The organism is Lyngbya sp. CCAP 1446/10 (assembly GCF_026130175.1).
Taxonomy (GTDB): domain Bacteria; phylum Cyanobacteriota; class Cyanobacteriia; order Cyanobacteriales; family Microcoleaceae; genus Microcoleus.
Window position 1 is genome coordinate 75882 of sequence record NZ_JAIGNI010000014.1, and the last position, 25261, is coordinate 101142.

General features: G+C 46.1%; 19 protein-coding genes. 11 read left to right on the top strand and 8 right to left on the bottom strand.

The window, feature by feature from the left end:
* Positions 1 to 55 precede the first annotated feature (55 nt).
* Entirely contained in the window at positions 56 to 631 is a 576-nt protein-coding gene (locus K4039_RS08890) for a hypothetical protein (protein ID WP_265234797.1), read from the bottom strand.
* Positions 632 to 2950: 2319 nt separating this feature from the next.
* Between K4039_RS08890 and K4039_RS08895 the strand changes: the two genes are divergently transcribed.
* A complete protein-coding gene (locus K4039_RS08895) occupies positions 2951 to 3352 on the top strand; it encodes a mobilization protein (RefSeq protein ID WP_265234798.1) in 402 nt (133 codons plus the stop codon).
* Positions 3353 to 3416: 64 nt separating this feature from the next.
* Complete coding sequence (locus tag K4039_RS08900; RefSeq protein WP_265234799.1) at positions 3417 to 5150, top strand: relaxase/mobilization nuclease domain-containing protein; 1734 nt, start codon at positions 3417 to 3419, stop codon at positions 5148 to 5150.
* Between the two features lie 633 nt (positions 5151 to 5783).
* Here K4039_RS08900 and K4039_RS08905 read toward each other — a convergent pair.
* Genes K4039_RS08905 through K4039_RS08915 form a run of 3 tightly spaced genes read right to left on the bottom strand, consistent with a single transcriptional unit; the run spans position 5784 to position 7037 of the window.
* Complete coding sequence (locus tag K4039_RS08905; protein ID WP_265234800.1) at positions 5784 to 6185, bottom strand: biopolymer transporter ExbD; 402 nt, start codon at positions 6183 to 6185, stop codon at positions 5784 to 5786.
* A complete protein-coding gene (locus K4039_RS08910) occupies positions 6169 to 6828 on the bottom strand; it encodes a MotA/TolQ/ExbB proton channel family protein (RefSeq protein ID WP_265234801.1) in 660 nt (219 codons plus the stop codon). Before K4039_RS08910 ends, K4039_RS08905 begins: the two co-directional genes overlap by 17 nt.
* Positions 6828 to 7037: a hypothetical protein gene (locus tag K4039_RS08915; protein WP_265234802.1), complete on the bottom strand. Its 210-nt coding sequence runs from the start codon at positions 7035 to 7037 to the stop codon at positions 6828 to 6830. Before K4039_RS08915 ends, K4039_RS08910 begins: the two co-directional genes overlap by 1 nt.
* Positions 7038 to 7459: 422 nt before the next feature.
* On the opposite strand from K4039_RS08915, the gene K4039_RS08920 reads away from it, so the two are divergent.
* Together K4039_RS08920 and K4039_RS08925 are read left to right on the top strand one after the other, a co-directional pair.
* Positions 7460 to 9082: an energy transducer TonB gene (locus tag K4039_RS08920; protein WP_265234803.1), complete on the top strand. Its 1623-nt coding sequence runs from the start codon at positions 7460 to 7462 to the stop codon at positions 9080 to 9082.
* A 170-nt stretch (positions 9083 to 9252) separates the two neighbouring features.
* Entirely contained in the window at positions 9253 to 10257 is a 1005-nt protein-coding gene (locus K4039_RS08925) for a hypothetical protein (RefSeq protein WP_265234804.1), read from the top strand.
* Positions 10258 to 10620: 363 nt separating this feature from the next.
* Here the strand turns inward: K4039_RS08925 and K4039_RS08930 are convergent, their stop codons facing one another.
* Both K4039_RS08930 and K4039_RS08935 read right to left on the bottom strand, forming a co-directional pair.
* Positions 10621 to 11766: a PepSY domain-containing protein gene (locus tag K4039_RS08930; RefSeq protein WP_265234805.1), complete on the bottom strand. Its 1146-nt coding sequence runs from the start codon at positions 11764 to 11766 to the stop codon at positions 10621 to 10623.
* 436 nt (positions 11767 to 12202) lie between these two features.
* Positions 12203 to 14995 (bottom strand): TonB-dependent receptor domain-containing protein, encoded by a 2793-nt coding sequence (locus K4039_RS08935; protein WP_265234806.1) that lies wholly within the window; start codon positions 14993 to 14995, stop codon positions 12203 to 12205.
* Positions 14996 to 15797: 802 nt separating this feature from the next.
* On the opposite strand from K4039_RS08935, the gene K4039_RS08940 reads away from it, so the two are divergent.
* From K4039_RS08940 to K4039_RS08970, 7 genes are all read left to right on the top strand, one after another.
* Positions 15798 to 16187 (top strand): AMP-binding protein, encoded by a 390-nt coding sequence (locus K4039_RS08940; protein ID WP_265234807.1) that lies wholly within the window; start codon positions 15798 to 15800, stop codon positions 16185 to 16187.
* On the top strand, positions 16159 to 16548 hold the full coding sequence (locus K4039_RS08945; RefSeq protein ID WP_332970456.1) for a hypothetical protein: 390 nt from the start codon (positions 16159 to 16161) through the stop codon (positions 16546 to 16548). Before K4039_RS08940 ends, K4039_RS08945 begins: the two co-directional genes overlap by 29 nt.
* Before the next feature lie 404 nt (positions 16549 to 16952).
* Positions 16953 to 17372 carry a condensation domain-containing protein gene (locus K4039_RS08950; RefSeq protein WP_265234809.1) on the top strand — a complete coding sequence of 140 codons (420 nt, stop codon included), beginning with the start codon at positions 16953 to 16955 and terminating at the stop codon, positions 17370 to 17372.
* Positions 17373 to 17781: 409 nt separating this feature from the next.
* Positions 17782 to 18360: a hypothetical protein gene (locus K4039_RS08955; protein ID WP_265234810.1), complete on the top strand. Its 579-nt coding sequence runs from the start codon at positions 17782 to 17784 to the stop codon at positions 18358 to 18360.
* Between the two features lie 382 nt (positions 18361 to 18742).
* Entirely contained in the window at positions 18743 to 19780 is a 1038-nt protein-coding gene (locus tag K4039_RS08960) for a M20/M25/M40 family metallo-hydrolase (RefSeq protein ID WP_265234811.1), read from the top strand.
* A gap of 150 nt (positions 19781 to 19930) precedes the next feature.
* Positions 19931 to 22285 carry an FHA domain-containing protein gene (locus K4039_RS08965; RefSeq protein ID WP_265234812.1) on the top strand — a complete coding sequence of 785 codons (2355 nt, stop codon included), beginning with the start codon at positions 19931 to 19933 and terminating at the stop codon, positions 22283 to 22285.
* Positions 22282 to 22731 carry an EVE domain-containing protein gene (locus K4039_RS08970; protein ID WP_265234813.1) on the top strand — a complete coding sequence of 150 codons (450 nt, stop codon included), beginning with the start codon at positions 22282 to 22284 and terminating at the stop codon, positions 22729 to 22731. Before K4039_RS08965 ends, K4039_RS08970 begins: the two co-directional genes overlap by 4 nt.
* 84 nt (positions 22732 to 22815) lie before the next feature.
* Here the strand turns inward: K4039_RS08970 and K4039_RS08975 are convergent, their stop codons facing one another.
* The gene (locus tag K4039_RS08975) at positions 22816 to 23856 is read right to left on the bottom strand and encodes a glucokinase (RefSeq protein ID WP_265234814.1); all 1041 of its coding nucleotides are present in this window, start codon (positions 23854 to 23856) and stop codon (positions 22816 to 22818) included.
* Positions 23857 to 23891: 35 nt separating this feature from the next.
* The coding region (locus tag K4039_RS08980) for an amylo-alpha-1,6-glucosidase (RefSeq protein ID WP_321161587.1) at positions 23892 to 25261 on the bottom strand (1370 nt) is incomplete at its 5' end.

Here is a 25261-nt window from a genome sequence, read left to right on the forward strand (position 1 = left end):
AAAATTAACACGGCTATTCACACTTTATGCCCTAACAGCCTTGGCGGTTGCTATACTATTGCCTTGGCATTGTAAATCTTAGCCCGTTAACAATCTGGCGAATGTGTTCCTTGTCGGCAGACAACATAAGGTGATTGTAGTTTGCCCCATTCACGCGAATCGGTGTGGGATAGCGGACAATCAGGGTTGCCATTTTTTCCATTGTCTGATTTTGGTCAGAGGAAGGCAAAATTAAACACGCTGGGCGGCCCTGGATTTGTAACCTCTGCACCTGGGGACGAGTACCGTATGGCTTTAGTTTATGATTCATTGTATCCTTACACACATTCTGAATCGTTGACCGTGGCGGTGACGACAACCCCATTACTTGGAAGAATCCATCCGCCCCACTGAAGCGTTCTTTATAGCCCTTTGTAGGTTGCCAATTGCTGGGGTAGCTAAAGGTAACACCATACGTCGAATTATTGTATCGCTTTTTACTTGCAGCAGGTTTACGTGAAATTTGCTTTTGACCAACTGATGGGGAAAGCTGGCTGCTACTGCTACCTGGCGAAAGTATTCCCGTTAGTGGCACAAAGGTTAAAACTCCTAGGGTAAACAAGAGTGAATATCGATAAACAATGTTTTTCATGGATTTTATTGAAATAATCTACATGGCTTTCGCAAACAGCCAGAAATCGCCCTTTTTTTAAGGACTGTTTAGTTATTCAATTTCTGTGAATTGGAACAATCCTGAACTGTTTTAGTAATATCTTCCACTCGAATTTACCTAAATCCGGTTTAAATAGCATTTCTCAGATAGCAATACTTCGGACAGTTTTTTAACTGCCCTGTAAGCCTTACGGACTAAGCCCTGCCCTTTTTTACGCATTTTCTGAAACTTAGGGCTGAACTTAAACATTGAAACAATAGTCCAACATATAGCCAGCAATGGTTTCGGAGACTCGACTATATCTAAAACTGTCCTTCGTATTGAGCAGTGATATCCCTTTTTTATGGAAAATAAGCGGTAGCTTCTTCTTCATTTGGACTAATGCTTTCGTATCGTCTTGTTCTATTGGTTTGTTAGCCATGCCCGAAAGTACAGGGATTTTTGCAGTTGTCAAAAGCCAATATTGCTGTGCATCAGGCTATCGCCGTCACTTCTCAAAAAACCGAGGGGCAAATGATTAAAGGATAATTTGTTACCCGACTGTCAAGAGGATAGGGTTCTCCTGAGTTTGTAGTGTAGACGATATCATACAAAACATTTTGCAAGCCTGTGATGCAGTGTCCGCAAACATCTACGTTTTGTTGAGCACCACAAACTCAGAAAAGCCAGGGATAGCCAGACAACAACAGTAGACAAAAGTGCAGTTGAAAGTCGCAAACTATCTTTAAATTATCTGCATTGCATCTGACTTGAAGGAGCGGTTTCGATATCTATCAAAGATTTATGCAATAAGTCTAGTTTAGCCAATTGTCTGGGTTTGTCTGACAACATTTTAGCAGTCTGACAACAACAGTTTAGCCGATTGCCATAGTTAATCTGTCAATATTTTACCCGACTGTCAGGGTTTGTCTGAAAACAACAGTTTAGCAGATTGTCAGGGTTAATATGACAACAGTTTAGCCGATTGTCATGGTAAATCTGACAACAATAGTTGAGCCAAATGCCTGGGTTAATTTGACAACAACAGTTTAGCCGATTGTCATGTTTACTCTGTCAACAGAGTACCCGATTGTCATGGTTAATTTGATAACAACACTTGAGCCGACTGTGAGGGTTAATCAGACAACAACAGTTTAGCCAATTGTCAGGGTTTATATGTCAATACTTTACCCGACTGTCAGGGTTAATCTGTCAATATTTTATCCGACTGTCTGGGTTTATCTGTCAACATTTTACCCAAGTGTCAAGCTCGATCTGACAACAACAGTTTAGCCGATTACCAAGCAAAAGCCTGACAACAATATTTTACCCAACTGTCAAGGCTGGCATAAAGGCTGCTGTATTACCAATTTTCTCACACTTCATAAAATTGATTTAATAGTCAACCTACCTACAAAAACTTGACTATTAAATCAATTCAGTTTTGTTGAAAAGCGCTAAAAAATAGCTAATTTTTGTATCCGCTAAAATCAGTCATTTGCTGCATATTAACAGTCATTTGCAGTACAATATCAGTCAGAATACAGGCAATTGCAGCAAATGCGCTCTACCTGTTTTTATACTGCAAACCACTGTAAATGCCTGCTTTTTCATGTCAAATAACTGCTTTTGTATGCAAGAACTACTTTTGCCTGTTGGGGCTGGTTATTGCAGTTCTTCGTGGGTAGCAAGCAATGCTTTTGTGATCACAAACCCCGACTAATAAGTGCAGAACGAAAAATAATGCCCCTCCTTTTGCGGAATCCCAACCGCAACAAAGGATTTAATACTTTTTTAAGCTTTAATGACAGAGTGTAATAAAATGTACTACAGATTTATCAATATTATTGATTTACGATAAATTTAAAAGGAAAGGGGTGCTTCAAAAGTAAATCAGCAGACTGACTAATTAGTAGGCAAGCTCGTCACTTATTCTTAGCGATCGCACCTAGACCTACTATTTCATACAAATAAAGAAAATTCTGTTAGAGTTGGGTAACGGTCAAGCTCTACTCTGATAAACCCTCTAATACAGTGAGGTACATAGAGATAGAGGACAGGGCAGTGCTGTTTCGCTACAGAGATGGATCGCTTAGGGGTGTACTTCCTCAACATGAAATCTGTTGTAAGTAATCGGACAAAGTTGATTACACAAAGGCTTTTGACCTTGACCAGGCTTTTAGGTAAGATTTTATATAATTAATTCTGTACAACTACTTAACCCCCTCCAATTGGAGGGTATAAAATCACCTGATTAGCGGTTGATAATTACAGTTGTTAACTTGTATCTTGGTAAGATGTTTTTACTGATTAAAAGCTATGAAAACTTTACCGTCCGTCCAACCCAGAGAGCTGCTATCCAACCACATTCACATTCGCCTAACAGACTCGGATTACAATCAAATTAAAGCAAGAGCCTCGCTAGTCAATTTGAGCATGAGCGACTTCATGCGCCGTACAGCTTTGAAGAGAACCATGCCACGCCCTCTAGCTGCATTTGACTTAAAAGCCTATCAAGTTTTGTGCAAGATTGATGCTCAACTTAGGATTGCAGGAAACAACCTCAATCAGATTGCCTCATCTTGCAATAGTGTTGTGGCATTGGGAGAGCCAGTTGTTGTCAATACAGAACTCTTAGAAAACGTACAGCAACTGATTCGCGATCACCAAACTGCAATTAAAGCAATTGTTGCAACACTCGCTCAATCTACAGTACGCTAATTATTAACCAGCCTGGGCTTTACCGCCTGAGCAATCGATGCAGTAAACTGACACCTTTTCGGTTATGATCGGCAAACAAATCAAAGGTACAGGCTTTCAAGGCTGTTTGAACTACGTACTGGGCAAAAAAGACGCCGCTCTAATTGGCGGTACTATGTGCGGACAAACTCCTGAAGAACTCGCTACTGAATTTGCGATCGCCCGACAACTAAGACCAAGCCTGAAAGTAGTAGTTTTTCACGCCTCCTTATCTGTCGCAAGCACCGAAAAACTCGAAAATTCTGAAAAAAATGACCAACGCTGGCTGGCGATCGCAGCCAACTACATGAAAGCGATGGGATTTGACAACAGCCAGTACGCAGTTGTCAAGCACAGCGATACAGAACACGACCACATTCACATCGTCGCCAGTCGCATTCGCCTAGATGGAGGTGTTGTTGACGATAGCTGGGACTATTACAAAAGCCAAGAAGCTATTCGCCAGTTGGAACAAAACTACAATCTGGAAACTGTTACACCCAGTTGGGAAACAGACAAGCGAGCTCCGACTACAGGAGAACACAGGCAATTAAAAAGTAAGGGAGACAAGAGTGTCCGGGTGCAATTGCAAGACATAATTGATGAAGTCACCCAAGACAACCCAAGTATGCCCGAATTTGTTGAACGGTTGCAGCAACAAGGTGTAGAGGTACAAGTCGGACTGACTCGAAATGGGTTCAGTAAAGGCATTTCTTACAATTTAGATGGGGTAGCTTTAAGTGGCACTCAGTTGGGTAAAGCCTACACTTTTTATGGATTGCAGAAGCATCGGGGAGTTAGTTATGACAAAGGGCGAGATAGCGCCATAATTGAAGCTTTAATGCAGCCACAACACTTAGCGATGGCCCCCGGCGAAGCTGAGGAAAATGAGTTAGAGTCGCCATTATCTGAGCCAGCAGCAACCGCACCTCTAACTCCTGCTACAGCAATTAAATTAGAGTTACCACCATCTGAGCCAGCAGCAACCACACCTCTAACTCCTGCTACAGCAAATGAGTTAGAACCGTCACAATCTGAGCTAACAGAAACTGCACTTACAACTCCTGCTACAGCAAATGAGTTAGAGTCGCCACAATCTGAGCTAGCAGCAACCGCACCTGCAACTCCTGCTACAGCAAATGAGTTAGAGTTACAACTGTCAATCCTGCCTGAAAAGAATGAAAATCAGTGGCAGAAAGTGAGATCGCATCTAGCCACCGAGTACAGTTTACCTTTAGAATTGCTCGACAAATTGCACTCTTATTCTTGGCTGTATGCCGATCGCTCAGAAAAGGCCGTCTTTACGGGACGAACGCTTGACGGGGAAGCTTGGGAAGCTTTTATTCTCGATGAAAGAGGCAACTGGACTACAACGTATCCCCTGCCATCTGAAGCTGCTTTCTGGGTAGCCACTACCGGAGAAATTGAGAGAGCTGTGATTACCTGTAACCCAATAGAAGCCCTTTCAATTTTGCTGATTGAACTAGAAAATAATCCGAATAACTCTGCAACAGAACTCACCACAATTTACATAGGAATTGAACGAGCTTCACAACTGCCTACACAATTTTTACAAGAACTTGATAGCGTTCTTATAGCACTTGCAGAAGATTCTCAGCTCGCTCAAAATGCGCTCGCGTTGCTGCCGAATGCAGAAGTTGTCAGTCCACAGTCAAGTTGGAATGATATCTGGACACAATTAATTGAGCGAGAGCAGCGAAGTCATAGACAAAACAACCAACAGCATAAACAGCAAAATCCAAATATTGAACTGGATTAATTGTTGCTACCTTAAATTTGTCTAGGATTTAAACAAAGTGCTTACTTTGATAAAATTAATCACTATTTTTGATATAATTTGTTGATGTCTGTGCCAATAAAATTACTAATGTATCACAATATTTACTAGCTTTATATGCTTAATTACGAACTCCATGAAGACTGCGCTAGCTCAAACACTTTGTGATGCGAAATTCATGACCAAGCCAAGTATTTAATAAGTCTGCCAGCCTGACCTTAAAGTCCCTCGCCCAAGTGTGATAATCGAGTGCTGAGCGGGTTCTCACGCCCTGAATTCGATGTCGAAATGCCTCATCAATTAATTCCAAGAACGCAGAGGCGACGACTGTATTGTTACCGTGACTAAGAAGAAGAACTTTCCTAAAATGTCGCCGTAGATGGGCTAGACATTTCTGCTGTGCTCCCACCACAATACCGTTATATATAGCCTTTCTCTGAAAGATGAGGTATGTCCGGTAATTGGTAATTAGTAATTAGTAATTGGTAATTAGTAATTGGTAATCGCTTGTGCCTATAGGCACCGGTCAGGTTTCTGGAGGTAAAGACGCTTCCGTGCGAAAACCAGATCCCAGAATTTGGCATACCTCATGTTCATGACAACCGCTATAACTCCCTACTTGATGGTAGCAATCCCTAACTTAGCTCCCTTAATTCGGCGCAATCGATCCATAACTTCCACAACACTTCCGTGATTGACACTTTTATCCGCGTTCAAAATAATTAAAGAAGTCTGATTAGAACCCATCACCTGCCGCACCGCACTCTCAATCTGGTCTAAATTGACTGGCTTTTTATCAACCATTAATTTTCCCGATTCCTCAATAGTGATAGTGATTTTAGCAGGCGAGTCCTGAATCTGAGAAGTTGATGCTTTTGGTAAATTGACCGGCAAACCCTCAGATTTGGATAAAGACAGAGAAGAAATGATTAAAAACGTCAATATAGCGAATACCACATCAATCATTGGCACGATATTGATCTGAGCAATGTTATCCGGTTCATCGGGTAGACGCATAGTTAGATTCTCTCGGTAGTTTTTCGTAGCGGTGACGGTACAATAATTCTAACTGCCCTCCAGCTTCCTGAATAAAAGCAATTTGTTGTAAGTAAAACCCGCGAAACATATTGGCAAATAGGAGCGTAAAAATTGCCACCACTAACCCCGTTGCCGTAGATACCAGAGCTTCGCTAATTCCACCGGTAACGCCTGCTGCATTGCTGCTGCCGGCTTCTCCCAGTTTGAGCGAGCCAAAAGTGGTAATTAACCCCAAAACAGTGCCGAGCAACCCAAATAATGGGGAAAGGCTGATAATGGTATCAAATATTGTATTAAATCGCTTCAGAATAGGGATTTCTGCCTGAGCGCCACTTTCTAGGGCCAAACGAAATTCTTCGATGTTGGGCGAGTCTAATTCTAAAGCTTCTAAAAAAATCCGGGCCAAGGGCAAATCGGCGTTTACTTGTAATTTTTTGAGGGCGGAATCGGGGTTTTCGCGGTAGAGATTTAGAACTTCTCGCACGACTCGCCGCTGTCGCCGATTTACCCGAAACCAAAAGGCAAGACGCTCTATAATCAACGCGACTGCTGCGATTGACGAGGCAAACAGGGGCCAAGCAACAATGCCCGCAGCACGAAAAATGTAAATCAAAGTATCCATTAGAAAGTATCCATTGGTTTGTAGTCTCGCTTGCTCTGTTGATCGATCGCAGGCTGTCTAATGCTGCAACGCCCCGCGACAGAAGGCTGGTAGAGTTTCTGCGTCAAGTCGGCACAAGTGATTGAGACGGAGAATTGTTTCACTCCTTGGCGCGATCGCGATCGCACAAACGCACTACCTGTATGTGAGTATCTTTGCCTGTACTCCAAATGCTCCTACTGTTATCCCTACCGATTTTTCGGTCAGTGCTTTGTTGCTAAATCTTTGCATTAGAAGTTGATAATAGTTTTCAATAATTTAAAAGATTCTCCACTAGAATTTCACGATTTTTAGGGAATGTCAAGCGATCGTGTCTGAAATAACATACAAATAGATTATAGTATTTTTTTTAAATATAAATAATATTTATAGCCTAAAAGGCTTGAGAATACTGATTTTTTTTGGTACAGTATGGCTTAGAGTATTGCAGTTAAGGAATTTGGGAATGTTCTCTGCCCGAATTCGACCGCAGACAGCGCCCGCCTGAGTAACACAGACAGCCAAACAGAATGCTAGATGATAGGATAAACTCGCTATATAAAAAATCAATAAATGACAATAATTATAATCTAATCAAGGAGATTCATCAGGAATGAGTTTTTCAAACGTTTCGGCGACGCAAAGACAACAAGAAGAAGAGGCTCTCAAAAAAATTCTGGCGATCGGTCTGCTAGCCTCAACCGTACTGCACGCTGTTGTACTGCCGTTGAGCCTCAAGTTGGTCAAACCGGCTGAATTTGCAAATGACGATGCCATTGAAATTGTCATGCTGGATGAACCGAAAGTAGAGGAAATCAAGCCAGATCCAGCTATTCCAGAAAAGGTATCTCCCCCGCCTGAGACATTCAAACCAGAACCGCCACCAGAGCCAACTCCCCCAGAAGAGCCACCCGTAGCGGTAACGCCACCGCCGATTCCAGAGGAACCTCCCGTAGCGGTAACGCCACCACCGATTCCAGAAGAGCCACCCGTAGCACCACCGCCGATTCCAGAGGAAGCCCCGGTAGCGGTAACGCCACCACCGATTCCAGAGGCAGCCCCGGTAGCAGCAACGCCACCGCCGATTCCAGAGCAGCCTTCTGCGATCGCACCTAAACAGGATTTGATTCCCCCAGAAACTCCTCCAAGCCCGATCGCCAACGAACCCAAAACCCCATCGCCCGATCCTCCCAAAAACGATCGCCCGATCGCCAGCGAGGAACCTCCTAAAAGCGAACCACCCGTTACCCAATCTCGCCCCAAGGGCGCTGAGAGTGCCGCAGATTTTACTGCTGATGCTGGAAATCCCAAGTCCTCGAATAGTCCTGAAAACAATAACTCGCCCTCGCCATCCTCAGAGGCATTAAATCCTGCTTCTGGGCCCATAGCCCGATCGCCCGCAGCCGGCCCACCAGTCACAACTACCAGGCCTGGAAGCGGCAGCAATTCGGGAAGTGCGATCGCGGATGCCACAAACCCCTCCTCTGGCCCCGGAGGCGGAAGCCCCCAGAGTGAAAGCGGAAGCTCTTCCTCAGAGCCCTTTGCAACGGGTTCTGGCCCCATAGCTCGATCGCCCGCAGCCGGCCTCCCAGTCACAACTACCAGGCCTGGAGGCAGCCGCAATTCGGAAAGTGCGATCGCCGATCTCACAAACCCCACAAGCGGCCCCGGAGGCGGAAGCCCCCAGAGTGAAAGCGGAAGCTCTTCCTCAGAGCCCTTTGCAACGGGTTCTGGGCCCATAGCTCGATCGCCCGCAGCGGGGCCGCCAGTCAAAACTACCAGGCCTGGAAGCGGTCGCAATTCGGGAAGTGCGATCGCCGATGCCACAAACCCAGGAGGAAGTCCCTCGAACTCAGCATCCGGTGGGAGTGGAACTGGTGGGGGGGGTTCTTCAGAGCCCTTTGGCAGTGGTTCGGGCTCAGTGCCAAAACCGAAAAACCCTGGTGGAGGGGGGAGTCCTTCCCGTCCTTCGGGCCCTGCACCAGGCACTTGCATTAGCTGCGGTAAACCTGAATATCCCAGCGCCGCCAGAAAAGAAGGGCGTCAGGGTCAAGTAAAAGTCAAGTTTGATATTGACCCCAACGGTAAGGCCTTCAACATCGCGATCGAGATTTCTAGCAAATACGACGACTTCGATAGCGCTGCGATTAAAACAGTAGAAAGATGGAAATTTGCCTCATCAGACAGCGGCATTCAAGGAAAAGTAGCATCCATTACCTTCCGGCTCAATGAGTAGGGATTTTCTGGAAACCTAGCAATTTTGCTGGGAATTCAATAGCACCAAGAAAGCAACTGCCAAGTTAAAAATTGAATTTTGTGTAAATTATGAATTTTGGAATGTCGTCAGCAACATTAAGTAAAGTTCAGCGATTTGGATTCGCTCTATTACTTGGCTCCAACTTGGGAATGGCTGAGTTATTCGTAAACCCTCACAGCGCAATGGCCGGAGTGATTACTTTACCCGATGGCGGACGTTGTGAGGGAGAATTGAGCGAGGGTAAACTCAGCGGGCCTGGTCTCTGCGAATATGCCAATGGCGATCGCTATGAAGGGCAATTTCTCAATGGCCAACCTCACGGTAAAGGTGTCTATTCTTTTAAAGCAGAAGGTCGATATCAAGGAGAATTTGCCTCTGGTGAATTCAACGGTCAAGGTGTCCGCGAGTTTGCTAACGGCAACCGCTACGAAGGAACTTTTAAAGACGGCGAATTCGACGGTACGGGTACTTTTACTTCCACTAACGGCATTCGTTATGAAGGCTCTTTTGCCAAGGGTTCTCCCAGCGGGCGGGGGGCTTTTACATTCAGTGATGGCACTCGTTGCGAAGGAGATATTAAAGAAGGAAAAGTTAACGGTAAAGGAGTCTGTCAATATGCTAATAAGAACCGCTACGAAGGAGAGTTGCTGAGTAATTTGCCTCACGGACAGGGAACCTATACCTTTGCGGTCGGAGGTAGTTATCAGGGGCAGTTTAGTGAGGGGCAATTTGATGGCAAAGGGGTTCGCGAATATCCGAACGGCAACCGCTATGAAGGAGAGTTTGTCAAGGGCAACCCTCAAGGTCAGGGGTTGTTAACTTTTAAAGAAGGGGGACGTTATCAAGGCCCGTTCGAGAATGGAGAATTTAATGGTGAGGGTGTCCGCGAGTTTGCTAATGGCAATAGCTATAAAGGCATTTTTGTCAAGGGTAAGATGAGCGGGAAAGGTGTTTATGTTTTTGCCAATGGCGATCGCTGCGAAGGCGAATTTAGCGAGGGTCAGTTTAACGGTAAAGGTATCTGTACTTACGCCAATGGCGATCGTTATCAAGGTGACTTTCTCAACGGGCAGAAACACGGTCAAGGTTCCTACATTTATGCAGATGGAACTAAGCTAGAAGGTAATTGGCAACAGGGTCAACTTCAAAAATAATTGTTTTTCCTGTTTCGCGCTAAGCTGTGAGAGCATCCCAATTGTGTATGGTAATTGAGGGGGAGAGGGGGAGAAGATTTTTGATCGATCGTCGAAATATACAATTTAAATGCACAACAGCTTACTCTTTTTCTAAAGATAGGCGATTGATATCAAATCCGGTAGCATCGGAATGATTAGTATCCGAAATTAGGAGACGGCTTGGCCGTGTCCCTAGGATTAATCACGGTAGGGACACGGCACTGCCGTCTCCTCTATATCATTCCGGTGTTACCGGATTTGATATGATAGAATTGAGAATTCAGAGAGTAGGCACTTTTCAGCAGAAAAATGATACTTGCCTAGAACCGCACGCCGCTCTCATTAAAACCAAGGCCATTGTTGACTAATTGGATAGAATTTGTCATATTGCTGCCTCGCATCCTTACGGTAAAATTTCGCCAAATGTCGCTGCCACCACATCAGTACACCCGTCATAAACAGTACAATCGCTGCTAATCCTGCGATCGCGTGTACAAGTCGCAAGTAAATTCCGCCATAGCTGCCAATATGTAGCGGATAAAGCGAGTTGAGAATTCGATTTGCTACAGAAGCTGAATTTACACTATCAGCCCGCAATATCTCGCCACTGTATTGGTCGAGATAAATGGTGCTAATCCCGTTTGGGTGTGGGTCATTGGGAAATTTTTTCCTGACTTTAAAAGTTGCTTCAGGTGTCAAAGGCAGAGAAATAAAAGTGGTTTTAGCTTCTGTCCAAACGGTATTAACTTGGTGTAATATTTCATCAAGGTTTTGCCTCGAACTGCTAGATTGGGGATGAGAAGTCAATGCTGGCTGTGGCTTTTCATTTGTTACCCAATACAGAGCAGATTCAAACGGAGTGTAAAAAATTATCGCTGTTCCTGTAGCAGAAATTATGATAAGAAAAGCGACCGATATAATCCCAGAAACATTATGTAAATCAAATATAGTCCGCTGCCAGTGAGCTTGCCAATTAATAGAAAATCCGCGAGCCAAATTGCGCCAACCAGTCCACAATACCAAACCAGTAAAAGTTAGTCCTAGCATTACTAGACCGCAAATACCTACCACAAGATGACCAAATTCTCCTGCAGCTAATTCCGCGTGTAACGTAAACATAAAACCTGTAAAAGTTTCTTTGTCAAGGCGCGCACCCTTAATTTTGCCGCTGTAAGGATTGACATAAACGCTCACTACTTCCTCACTCTTTGACAGCATCGAAACTTGACAAACTTCCTTCGCTGAACGCGGCAGCAAGATACTAAGAGCTTGATTTTGCGGATAAGCTTTTTCAACAATCTGCAGGACATTTTCCAGCGGTATCCGTTCGGCTTGAGGAATAACTTGCAGGAGTTGGGGATTGAAGAACCGCTCGATTTCGGACCCAAAAACCAGTAAGCTGCCCGTTAAAGCAATTACTGCTAGAAATATTCCTACCACCAACCCCAAATACAAGTGCAGTTTGAATACGAGTTTGCGGAACTTCATCTCAAAATTTTCCTCGAAGCCGTTAACTGTTCTCATTAAAGTAAAACCGATAGTCCGACAGGGAATGAATTCCCTGTCTCAAAGCTAAAGTCCTCGCTATGAGGACTGAGAAAAATACTTTTCAACTCATTAGTCCTCTTGAGAGGACTTTAGCTATTAGACAGGGGTTTCAACCCCTGGCGGACTGGCGGACTGGGAGCATCTCAGTTTGGCATTTATAGTGCGAGCGTCCTCGAAGAGCGAGTTGTTAAAATACGCTCTTCGGGGACGCTCGCACTATAATAAAAAAAAGCTTTTTGCCAAACTGAGATGCTCCCGGCGGACTAGCTGGTGCGAGGACTGGCAGACTAACAGCTTAAATTAACACGCCTTGGGTTCTTGGAGTGTCCCTACAGGGGATATTGAATCTACTTCATAAACCTGCAATCTGTTGTAATTACCAGTTAAGGCGGTAATTAACACTGAGACTTAAACCTCTGCCTGCATAATTAGAGCTGTCCACGCCAAATCCAGCTAAGTATTGCGACAGCACGGGAAAATATTGATTATTCAATAAATTTTCAACTTTGACTTGTAGTTGCCCTTTTCCCAGTTTAATTGTGCTGATGTAATCCACTGTGAGATAGCTGCTAATCGCGCCGCCATCGGAGCCGTCTTTGAAGGCTATATCGCGATTTCCAGAATATAAGAATTGTAACCGATTGTTCCATCCCTCCAAAGTTTCGTTTTGGAGATAAGCTGTTAGCTTGAGCGGTGGAATTCGGCTGCTATCGAGGGCGATGTAACGGTTTTCCTCCTCATATTCGCCTTGAATATAAGTAGCAGTACCGCCGAGCGACCATGCTGGTGCAGGTTGCCAATCCACCGTCCCTTCTAAGCCGTAAATGCGTTCTGGGGCGCGGATTAGTTCCAGGCGACCTGTGTTGCCAACTGGTTGAAAATTCACTCCTAGATCCGAGGTATTGTAGAAAGCGGCAAGCGACATTTGCACGGATTGCCACCCTCCTCGAATGCCAATTTCGTAGTTGTTGACTTTTTGCGGTTGAGTTACTTCTAACGAAGATTCAATTCCGACAAAATCGTCGGGCGGTTCGCGGAGGATGCGCCCGAAATCTGGAACTGAGAAACCTTGAGAAAAGTTGCCAAATACGTTGAAGGTGTCATTAATTTTATAGACAGCCCCTGTATTAAATAGGGTGGCGTTAAATTTGCGATCGCCTCCTTGGATCTGGCGATCGTTAAAAGTGGTATAATCATTGACGTTTAACCCGATGCGTTCGTGACGTAGCCCGCCACTTAAAATGACGATATCGTCAATATTCCATTCCAATTGACCGAAAAGGCCAAGGCTGTTGTAAGTGTAAGCAGGCACGAAAGGACGCTCGGAGATTTTCCGGTAAACCCGGCCACCACTTGTGTCAAATCTCTCCGGGTCGTACAAGTCGAAACGCTGTCTGCTATCTTCAGTAACATAGTCAGAGCCCCAAGTTAATCGAAGATTTTCGGCGCGGGATAAAGGAGTGGTGATCGCCAATCTACCTCCTATTTGTTCGTTCTCGGCTCGCGATCGAGTAACGCCGAGAAATGGGCCAAAGAAATCGGACGTGCGGTAATCTGAAGGAACACCTACATTGGAATTCGTTCGATAGTAAATTTGACTTTGAAGGCTGCTGCCAAAAAGGTTTTGGTTGGTGTAACTTAGGTTGATCTGTGTACTTTTATTTCCGGCTGTTTCCCCGTCGATATCCAAATTTCCGGTTCGGATGGCGCGGGCTTTTTGTCGTCCTTCCTGGTCGTCAACGCTAAAGTCTTGGATCACATTGGGGTCTTGGGTTTCCCGATAGTGATTGACTGTTAGTTGCAGCCGCTGTTGGGTATCCAAATCTACCCCGACTTTGCCCATCACGTTGAAGAGGGTGCTGCTATCTCCGCCGAGTTCAAAAAAGGGAATGCGATCGCCCCCGGCATCGTAAAAAGCTCCACTTCTGGCGATCGAGACAGTGCCGGTGAAATCGAAATTGCCACTTCGGCCAGAAATCGTCTGCTGAGCGTTAAAGCCTAGACCATCTTCTGTGTTTGTTAAAGCGCTATTGACGCCCACTTCAGTAACAGCAGTTAGCCTTTCCTCCGTTGGCCGACGAGTAATAATATTAATCACGCCACCTGTAGCCTGAGCGCCGTAGATTGCGGTAGACCCCCGCACTACTTCAATGCGTTCGATCGCGCTGGGATCGATGTTTCTAAATTCTCTGCCAAAAGATTGAAGATTCGTCGTTTGTGGCACGCCGTCAATCAGAACGGAAACGTCGCGACCCCGCAAAGTTTGTCCATAAGTGCTACTAAGTTGAGTCGGGGGCGCGAAACCAGGAACTTGATTTGCCAGGGCTTCCCCGATATTTCTCGATGCCCCTACCTGCTGCTGAAGTTCTTCTGAGTCTATGACCGTTATAGAGCGCGGCACGTTTGTCACTCTTTCTGCGGTTCGCGTTGCAGTGACGACGATTTCAATCGCGTCTCTCCCCACCTGTGGCGTTATAGCGGGTGGCTGTGTCGATGTTCCTGGTGGCTGCGCTGTAGGTGCTGCGGGTTCTCCGGGTGTCCCTGGTGGCTGCGCTGTAGGTGCTGCGGGTTCTCCGGGCGTTCCTGGCGGCTGCGCTGTAGGCGGTAAGGGTTCTCCGGGTATCCCTGGTGGCTGCGCTGTCGGTGGGAAAGGTTCTGCGGGTATCTCTACCTGCTGTCCTGTCGGTGCTGCGGGTTCTGCGGGTATCCCCGGCCGCTGTGTTGTAGGAGCCGATGCAGGCGGGCGAGAAGTCATCTCCGAGGTGGATTTTAAGCCCAGAATCAGACCCGCAGCATTAGGAATCACCCGTGCCACTGGTTGACCCCTCTCGCCAATGACTTTGATTCGGATGCTGTTGTTATCTAAAGGAGTAACGGTGACAGAAGCAATTCCCGCAGCCGGTTTGTCTTGACGAAACTCATTTCCCCCCGATAGTCGCAGTTGAGCGGTAATGACATCAACTTGTAAAGTTTCGCCAAAGCTCGTGCTGAAGACTTGCAGGGGTCTTCCATCTTCAGTGTCTAGGATGATTTCAATGCCTTCTGACGTGGGGTTGAGGCGAACTGCTGTCACCTGCGCGATGTTGGAAGCGCACGTCGGCCCAGCGACTAACGCCGACACGATTCCTGCCAGCCCAAGGCTGCTTAATAATAGCTGCGATCTTTTCATTACTGTTGAATCAACAATTGATAGAACTTCGGATATGTGGTTTGCGTTGCTTGCACAACAGGATTTTTGGCAGGGTTGCTGCTCTTCTGGGGCGGAGTGAAACTAACCTGCGGCAGATCCGGCCCAGTTTTCGGACACAGTGCGATCTGATTCTCCGGTCGCTATCGGCCTTTGTCTGGCAGGAAGCGCTTGAGGGCGCGTGACTCAATCGGGTTGAGCCTTTGGGCGAGTTGCCACGGTTGGCACTTTCCTCGGTTAAAGGAAGTAGTCGCTGGATGCTTAATGAGAAAGTCACTTAATTAGATAACAGAGCACTTGCATCTGTCAAGAGTTAACTAATGAAAACTTATTGCATTTTAAGATAGGGGGTGTCACCCCTCTATCTAGTTAGGCAGCACTTGACTATTATGGTTGATTGTCAGGGGTAGACAAACGAGCGCCTAAAATGCTATGGCAAGAGTTAAAAAAATTGTCATATAGGAAACGATAGGAGTCAAAAAATTATCTCAAGAACTCTTGACAATAAATATCATCTAGCCTACTATGCTTAAAGTCGATAGCCGTAAAGCCCCTGAAGCTGATATCAAAGCTGGCTCGGACTGAAATCGCCCCGGAGCCATTGCCGAATAGCCCGATCGACAACCAAACGTGAAAAGCAGCGCTAATACCCGGATTGAAGACTCAAACGCGCTGATAGGAAACTCGTAACGCCCGAAAACTGTTCACAAAACGTCTATGTGGAAAGAATTTGGCGGAACTGGTTGGCGTACTGCAAACAAGATTTATAGGTAAAAAAGAATCGATGAGTGACGAAAGCATTAAGGGAAACCAACTCACCGAAAGTTGTACCAATTTAGTAGAACTCCTACAAAACAGAGCGTTACACCAACCTGAGCAGAAATATACATTTCTGTTAGACGGCAAAACTGAAACCGCCAGTTTGACTTATCGAGAGTTAGATGCGATCGCCCGATCGCACGCGGCGCGGCTTCAGGCCTTGGGCCTGGGCGGCGAACGAGTCTTACTGCTTTTCGGGCCCGGATTGGACTATCTCGCCGCCTTTTTTGGATGTTTGTACGCCAAAGCGTGCGATCGTCAATCCCGAATCTCTAACGCAATGCCAGCCGCACGAAGTCGGAGAAATTTGGGTAGCTGGCGAAACAGTGGCGCGAGGCTATTGGAATCGCCCTGAAGAGACAGAAAAAACCTTTCAAGCATATCTTTCAGATACCAGCGAAGGGCCATTTTTGCGAACCGGAGATTTAGGCTTTTTACGCGACGGAGAACTGTTTGTTACAGGGCGACTCAAAGATTTGATTATCATCCGAGGTCGCAATTTTTACCCCCAAGATATAGAAAGAACGGCAGATCGCAGCCATCCCAGTTTGCGGCAGGGGGCGATCGCGGCATTCTCGGTAGAAGCTGATGGCGAAGAACAACTGATTATCGTGCAAGAATTAGAAGCTCGCAAAGCGCCGAATGATGCTGAAGAAATTATCAGCGCATCCGCTCCAGCATTGCTCAAGAATATGAAGTGCAAGCCTATGGAGTAGTGCTGATTAAGCCGGGAAGCATTCCGAAAACGACCAGCGGTAAAATTTAACGTCGCGCCGCCTATGCTGACTTTATAGCTGACAATTTGGAAGTTGTCGCCAGTAGCGTTTTAGAGATATCTGATTTTGTTGAAATAGAGAATCACTTCACGCGAGAAAATCTGCTAACAGCCGAGTTAGCAGAACGGCAGTCGCTTCTTGAGGCTTACCTTTGGCAGCAGGTAAATCGCCGGGGAATTCATTCCCCGGCTAATAGCCAAAGTCGGCTAAAGGCGACTGAAGATGAATCTTCAATCCACTTCAGTGCCAGGGGGAAAACGCAAAATATTATTGATCAACCGCTTAGTAGCTTTGGACTAGATTCTTTAAGAATTTTTGAGTTAAAAAATTAAATAGAGAGTGACTTGGGCGTTACTGTATCGGTTGCCGATTTGTTTGAGGATAGGAGCATTGCTCGACTGGCAGTGCAAATTCTAGAGCAACTGACAGGAAATACCAAAGCAGTCGTCATTGGGCCAGTTTCTCGCTCACGCCATCTTTCCCTGTCTTTTGCTGAAGAGCGCTTATGGTTCTTTGACCAATTGGAACCTGGAAACCCCCTTTATAACCTCTGCGGTGCAGTTCGGATTACAGGACAGCTCAATGCAGAAATACTCAGGCAAAGTATTGAGAAAATTATCGAGCGGCACGAGGTTTTGAGAACTGCGTTTGCCGCTGTGGAAGGGCAACCGATACAGGTTGTCGCTGCTGCGGGCGATTGGACGCTGCCACTGATAGATTTGAGCGATCATCCCCTGCACTTGCAGGCAATTTTATTGAATTAATGCAATATTTAACACCAAAAATAGCAGCATTTAAAGATGCAAAAATCAATTAGTACGTAATCTTTATTTGCTCCAGTTTCTAAGTTTAAATAGATGCCTTCATGTCTCAATAAATATGAAGATTTTGAGCATATATTGAGGAATGATATGAAAAATAGCACCGGAATTTATGTGGTCTTTGTAAATTGAATATCTCAAAAATAAGAATTTAGGCTCGTAACTAATTATAATTTTAATCTTAATTTAAAATGTGTGATCAGCCATTGTGCCACAAATTATCCGCCATTATGCCTAGACATCGGCTGGGATCGCGCTAAAATTAGAGAATCGCCGCCGAGAGGTGGCGGAAATTTGTTAGAAAAATAAACAATTAGCTTAAAATCGATGCAGAGATCTACGAATTGAACCAATGAGTCAGACGATCCCAGAACTCCAAACAGAAGTCCACGCGCTACAAGCAGAAGTTGCCACCCTGCAAGAGTCGCGGGCAAAACTTTGCGTACAGCGCTCAGAGTGCCGAGTGACAGTCAGTTTTCCCAAGAATAATACTCCTGAGGGACTTGCCGAATTCCACCAGCAAAATGCTGCCTTTGGGGAGCAGTGGTTGCAGCAAATCCAGGAAATTGACCGAGAAACTCAAATTATTGAAAAGCAACTGCAAGCAAAACAGGCGGTACTCAATTACAAACAAGACGAACTAGACAAATTGCTGGCCGGACAGCACTGGCAAGAAGTAGAAAACCACGTTCAAACCGGAGAAAAGCGCTTGCAAGCACAAGCTCGCAGAATCAATCAAGCAGCAGCGCAACTAGAAGCAGAGATCCAAGCTTTGAAAGCCTTGTATGACGAACTCAATCCCAGTTATTCCGAGTGGTTTCAACAACCAACTCAAATTGTTGAATTTTCTGCAACAACTATTCCTTATGCTGCGGGTAGCAGCAGCGGGTTGATATTGGCCAATAAGGAGATTGAGTGGGATAAAAAATAGTTGTAAATGATGAATTTTGGAGGTAAATCAGTGGGGTTGAATGTCGCCGTTGAGTTGGCAAATAAGTGTGACACCTTCGACGGCGACATTTATAGCCTTTCTCAGAAAGATCAGGTACGCGAACGGCATAGGGCATAGGCTTCCGTGGGCATACCTGACTTTTTTGAGAACCGCTATAAAGGTTTTTACCTAATTTTTTAGGTGATCACTTCGGCAGTTTCATGGCTTGCGCATTGGTGGCTAGAAACCCGGTTTCTACCAGTTTTACGTTGAGTGACAAGAAATATAAAAAGAAACCGGGTTTCTGAGTTAATTTTTTTTAACTCTGATGTCAAGGTAAAATCTAAAATCTAACAGTCTAAAATTTCAAATAGACTTACTGATGAAACAATTGATTTGGATAGCGCTATTTATTCTGGTTGCGGTGGCGGCTGTGGGTTGGGGTTCTGACTCATGGCAGCGATTGTCGGCTGTACCGGAAGTTTGGATCGATCGCAAAATCAACATTTCTCAAAACCCGTCTCCCTCGCCGCTGATGGCTGAAAACAATACAGTCAATCTGCCAAAAGTTGACGCATCCCGGTTGTGGAAACACGTCGAGATTTTAGCAGGAGAACGGGTGGCAGAACGCGATCGCACTTTCACGAGAGACTACATTTCGCAACAACTGAAAACTTTCGGATTTTCCCCAGAATTGCAGCCGTTCGATCGCGGAATCAACGTTTTCGCCGAAAGAAAAGGTAGTGACTCAAAGGCTGGGGCAATTCTCGTTGCTGCACACTATGATACTGTAACCAAGTCCCCCGGCGCTGACGACAATGCGACGGGAGTTGCAGCAGTTTTAGAAGTCGCAAGATTGCTGGGTGATCGTGCGACTTCTCGGACATTGCAAGTGGCATTTTTCGACCGGGAAGAAATCGGGCTTTTAGGTAGTTTAGCATTCGCGGGTAGCGCGGCACGGTTAAAAAATTTGCAGGGTGCGATCGTCCTGGATATGATCGGTTATGCCTGCCACACGCCGGGGTGTCAGCAATATCCCGAAGGATTGACACCGCAACCTTTTCTAGATGCAGCGGGGGTGACTTCTCCCGATAAGGGCGAGTTTATCGCTGTGATTGGGGATGCGGAACATCCGCTGTTGTTGGGTACTTTTGCGGAGTCGCCAAAAGCAGATTTACCGCCTGTGATGACGTTGCCGGTGCCACTGAAAGGGGTGCTGACTCCTGATGTTTTGCGCAGCGATCACGCGCCGTTCTGGTATAAAGGAGTTGGTGCTGTGTTGGTGACGGATACTGCAAATTTGCGATCGCCCCACTATCACCAGTCTACGGATACACTCGCAAATATCGATCGACCTTTTTTCGCCGGTTCCGCTCAAATTGTTGTCAATGCCACAGCTAAACTATTGGAAATTCGGTAATTGGTAATTGATAATTGGTAATACAAGTTTAAGGTTCGCAATGGGCACTAGATATTTAGAAAAACTCCAGAAGTTTTAAAATAAATAAGTTAATTGTTGCCTGAGTTTTGATATGCTGACAAACGTGAGTGTAAAAAACGCAATTTAAATATGATAGGTAAAATAGGACAACCGACTGCTGTCAGCGATCGTCCTTATTTAGTATTAACGTGTCAAGATAAAAGCATACAGTTAGAGTTAAAACAGTCGCAGCACGTATTGGGGCGCGATCGCACTCGTGCTGATTTAGTGCTTCCCGAACCGTGGCGGGCAGTTTCCGGCGTTCACGCTGTGTTGCGCCAAATTGGGGATAATTACTGGATTTACGACGGTGACGGGCAGCGGCCGAGCACTAATGGCTTATTTGTCGATCGCACTCGCATCACTCCCAACGACGGTTATTGTCTGAAAAACGGTACAGAAATTAACATCGGTCTCGATCCCAAAAATCAAGTTTTGGTGACTTATTTTAATCCGCTGGCGAATCAAATCTTTCCCGCCAGCAAACAGTCAATTCCTCTCAGCAATCGATCGGTTTTGTTGGGTCGCGATCCAAATGCTTCGCTGCAATTAGATGCGCCACTGGTTTCTAGACGACACGCGACAATCGATGCTGACAGTCGCGGCAATTATATTTTACGCGATCACAGTGTTAACGGCGTTTTTGTCAACGGTCAGCGCATCACAAATTCTGTACAGTTGGCCGAGGGAGATGCGATTCGGATCGGCCCGTTTACTCTAACTTACCGCAGCAATACGTTAGAGGTGCAAGACCGAGGCAATCAAATTCGCTTGGATGCTGACAGTCTGGTGATTCCCAAGCGTTTGGATTGTATCACTTTGGCGATCGAACCGGGGCAGTTTGTGGCTTTAGTCGGCGGTAGCGGTGCGGGAAAATCTACTTTAATGCGGACGCTTTTAGGTATCGAGAAAACTACTCAGGGCGCTGTGTTTCTCAATGGTGATAATCTGCGCGAAAACTTCAATATTTATCGTAATCAAATTGGTTACGTGCCTCAAGATGATATTATTCACGCAGATTTGACAGTAGAAGAAGTCTTGAGTTATGCAGCTAAATTGCGCTTACCTCCCGATACAGATGTTAAGCAAGTAGTCACAAAAACTTTAGAAGATATTGAAATGACTCACCGCCGCACTGCTTTTGTCAAAGAACTTAGCGGGGGACAGCGAAAACGGGTCAGCATCGGAGTTGAACTGTTAGCAGATCCGAAACTTTTCTTTTTGGACGAACCGACTTCGGGGCTAGATCCGGGTTTGGACAAGAAGATGATGCAACTGCTACGCAAGTTGGCGAGTCAAGGCCGGACGGTGATTCTGGTGACTCACGCGACGGCAAATATCACGATGTGCGATCGTATTGTGTTTATGGGGCGTGGCGGACGGCTTTGTTACTTCGGCCCACCCACAGAATCGCTAGATTTTTTCGATATCAAAACCGACGATTTTGCCGACATTTACAACGAATTAGAAACAGGAGAAACCAATGTTCAAAGCTGGGCAGAAAAGTTCAATAAATCTCCATACTATCAGCGCTACATTGTCAACCACTTCAGCAGCGGCAACGCAGGAAAAAAACAAGCACCTCCCAAGCCAAACTCTGTATCTTTTATCAAACAACTCGTTCTGCTCGCCCAGCGCTATTTTCAGCTTATTTCCCGCGACTTAGTTAACTTGAGTTTAGCTCTTTTAACGGCTCCGATCGGGATTAGTTTGCTGCGGCTTGCCGTCAGAGATAAAGACCCATTAATTGGCGCGCCGGAGGCAACTTTAGCACCTTTAGCGATGCGAGTTTTGTTTGTATTTACCTGTGCGGCTATTTGGGTCGGACTGGCAACTTCTCTACAAGAAATTGTCAAGGAATCTGCTATTTATTTGCGCGAACGTTTGGTAAATTTAGGATTATTTGCTTATTTGGGTTCAAAATTTTTCATACTTTCCGGCTTAGCAGTCTTGCAAACGCTGTTGATGGTAGGAGTTATTCTGATTGCTTTTAAATCCCCAGAACCGAGTTTAATTTCCTGGCCAGTGGGAGCAGCTATTACCACATTTTTGACCTTAATGAGCTGCATAAGTCTCGGATTGCTGGTTTCTGCGATCGTCAAAAATGGCTCTCAAGCTAACAGCGCTTTACCTCTAATATTGCTACCTCAGATTATTTTCTCTGGAGTATTGTTTAAGATGGAAGGTGTGGCGAGCAAATTTTCTTGGCTGATGTTAAGCCGCTGGTCTGTGGGCGCTTACGGCTCTTTAGTTAATGTGAATTCGCTGGTTCCCGCACCTACTACATTGCCGGACGGAAGCACACTTCCTCAGCCGTTTGTGCCTACTCCTGTTTACGATCCAACGTGGGAGAATTTGAGTTTAAATTGGGGAATTTTGTGCGTGCATATTTTGGTTTATTTGATGTTGACTCTGTGGTTGCAGAAGCGGAAAGATATTTTATGAATTATTGGCTGATGAAGTCGGAACCGGATGTTTATAGTATTGCGGATTTGAAGGGCGATAAAATCTCTATTTGGGACGGCGTTCGCAATTATCAAGCTCGCAATTTTATGCGGGAAATGAGTCCGGGAGATTTAGTATTTTTTTACCATTCTAATACTAAAAATCCGGGAATTGTCGGGTTAGCGCGCGTCGTGGAAACTGGGATTGCTGATCCGACTCAGTTTGATATGAATAGCGAATATTATGATGCTAAATCGCAGATTGATGCTCCTCGCTGGCAAACTGTGAGAGTTGAGTTTGCTGAGGAATTTACTAAGTTAATATCTTTGGATGAACTGAAAGCAAAATTTACTGCTGATGAGATTTTGGTTGTGAGAAAAGGTAATCGGTTGTCGGTGATGCCGATATCTGAAAGTGCGGCGCAGAAGATTTTGAAGGTGAGATAATCATAGCTGAGTCGGGTGCGTCAGCCGATCGCCATTTTATCAAAAATTGAGCAGATTCAAGCTGACACACCCTACAATTATTAACTAAAGACCGGCCGCGCAAACGGCCGCTCCAATTAACCCTACATTGTCATTCAAAACTACCTGAACTGGCATCATTTCTAACAGCGAATCCATCCGACCTTTGTGAGTAAAAGCTCGCATAAAACCCCCTTCTAGAATCAGTGGCAAAATCTTTGCAGCGATGCCGCCGGCGATGTAAAAACCGCCATAAGGTAGAAGTGACACAGCCATATTTCCCGCCACCGCACCGTAAGCTTCTACAAACATTTGCATTGTTTGTTCCGAAAGCCGATCGCACTTTTGGAGTGCAGCCTGCGCAATTGTCGCCCCTGGATCGATAGTTTTCTCGCTTTTACCAATTTCGGACTCCCATTTTCTAATCATTTCCCCCACCTCGGCTGATTCAGGAGCAAACTTTCTGTCCCGCAAAAACTGGTAAATTGAAACAATCCCCTGTCCCGAAACTACACGCTCGATCGATATTCTTTGAATGTCATGTTTTGCTAACAAATATTTCAGCAAATCAAACTCCAACTGCGAGCGAGGAGCAAAGTCAGCGTGTCCCCCTTCCGAAGAAAAAACCCTGATACCATTTGCTTCAGGAATTGCAAAACAATTGCCCAAACCAGTACCCGCACCAATAACAGCAATTGGATCGTGTTGGCGGGGTTTTCCTACTTGCAAAGTGTGCAAATCTTTAGCCTCCAAACCACACACACCGTAGCCAACCGCCACAAAATCATTAATCAAACTGACGCGGGATATGCCTAATTCTTGTTTCAGACGATGAGCTTCCAGCACCCAAGGCAAATTAGTCAGTTTGGCGGTGTTGTTGACTACCGGCCCGGCGATCGCAAAACAAGCTTTTTCCGGTGCCGGCGCCAAATTCAACTTAATCGCAGCTTCCGCCAAAAACTGCTGAACTATCGGCACTAAATCTGGAAATTCTCCGCTCGGATAGCGACACTCATAAAGAGCATTCATTTCACCATCAGCAGTCCTTTCTACCAATCGCAAAATAGTTTTAGTTCCGCCAATGTCACCAGCTAATAATAATGCCATAAACTTCTTATTGAATTAAAGATCGCATTCCCCATTTAAACACCCATAGTATTAATTGCCAACCAAGCCCGCAGCACCTCAGCCACAGTCCAAGCTTGAGCCGTGCAGCCCCGTGGCGAGTGCGGGGCGTCGCCCTCAAAAATTTCGCCCAAACTGCCAACTCCGCTGGCCATTATATGATGTGCCATCGGTGCGAGGAATTCGCGAGCTTGTGCTGGGTCTTTGTATACGTGCAAGTGCGCCAAGACAAACGGGCCAATCAGCCAGCCCCAAGCTGTGCCCTGGTGATAGGCGCTGTCGCGCTGCAATTGGTCGCCTCCATAGGTGGCGCGGTACTGCGGGTGTTGCGGCGAGAGACTGCGGAGGCCGTGGGAAGTGAGAAGCCCCTCAGCGCAGCCGTCCACTACTGCGCGCTGCTGGATGGGCGTGAGTAACGGTATATAGCGGGTTTCCTGGCGCGTCCCCGCTGACAAGGAGTTGGCGGAGTGCGGATAAATCGAGTCCAGGGGCAGGGAAACGGCGAATATTTGATTGGGGCGCAGGGAGCTATCATGTCCGTCGGGGCCGTCCAGAACGTCGTAGCAGTAACTGGTTGAGTCGTTCCAGAAGCGAGGGAATCCGGCGGCGGTGCGATCGCCCAACTGCTGATATTCATTGTGAGACTTGCCCAATTTTCGAGCAAAACTTGCCATAGCTTGTACAGCATTGTACCAAAGCGCGCTGAGTTCGATCGGCTTACCAATCCTAGGCGTGACCACCCAATCGCCGATTTTCGCATCCATCCAAGTCAATTGCACGCCAGTTTCCCCCGCGTACACTAAACCGTCGTCAGGATCGACGCGGATGTTATACCGAGTTCCCTGTACGTGCCAGTCTACAATCTCACATAGTGTCGGCCAAAGTTCGGTCAAAAGTTCATCGTCGCCGGTGCAGTCGTAGTAAGCGCGAATTGCCTCAAAGTACCATAGCGTCGCGTCTGCGGTGTTATATTCCGGTGCGCCGCCCGCATCCGGGAAGCGGTTCGGCAGCATTCCCCGATCGACATACCGCCCAAAAGTCCGTAAAATCGATCGCGCAATATCCCATCGCCCGGTACAGATTGTGAGGCCGGGTAGGGCGATCGTGGTATCGCGTCCCCAGTCGCTAAACCAGGGATATCCGGCGATGATCGTTTTGCCCTCTGGTTCCTGGGGCTGCGGGCGGTTGACGATAAATTGGTCGGCTGCTAGCACTAAGTGATTGATCCAGTCGGGAGATTCACTCACTTTTGACCACTTTTGCAGCAATGCTCGATCGCCCGCGCGGCGCGTTTCTAAAGCTGCATCGCCGTTTAACACCAAAGCCGAGTTTACTCCCCCCTGAATGTTAGTCGTTAATTTCTCCCTCTCCCCCTCTCCCCCTCTCC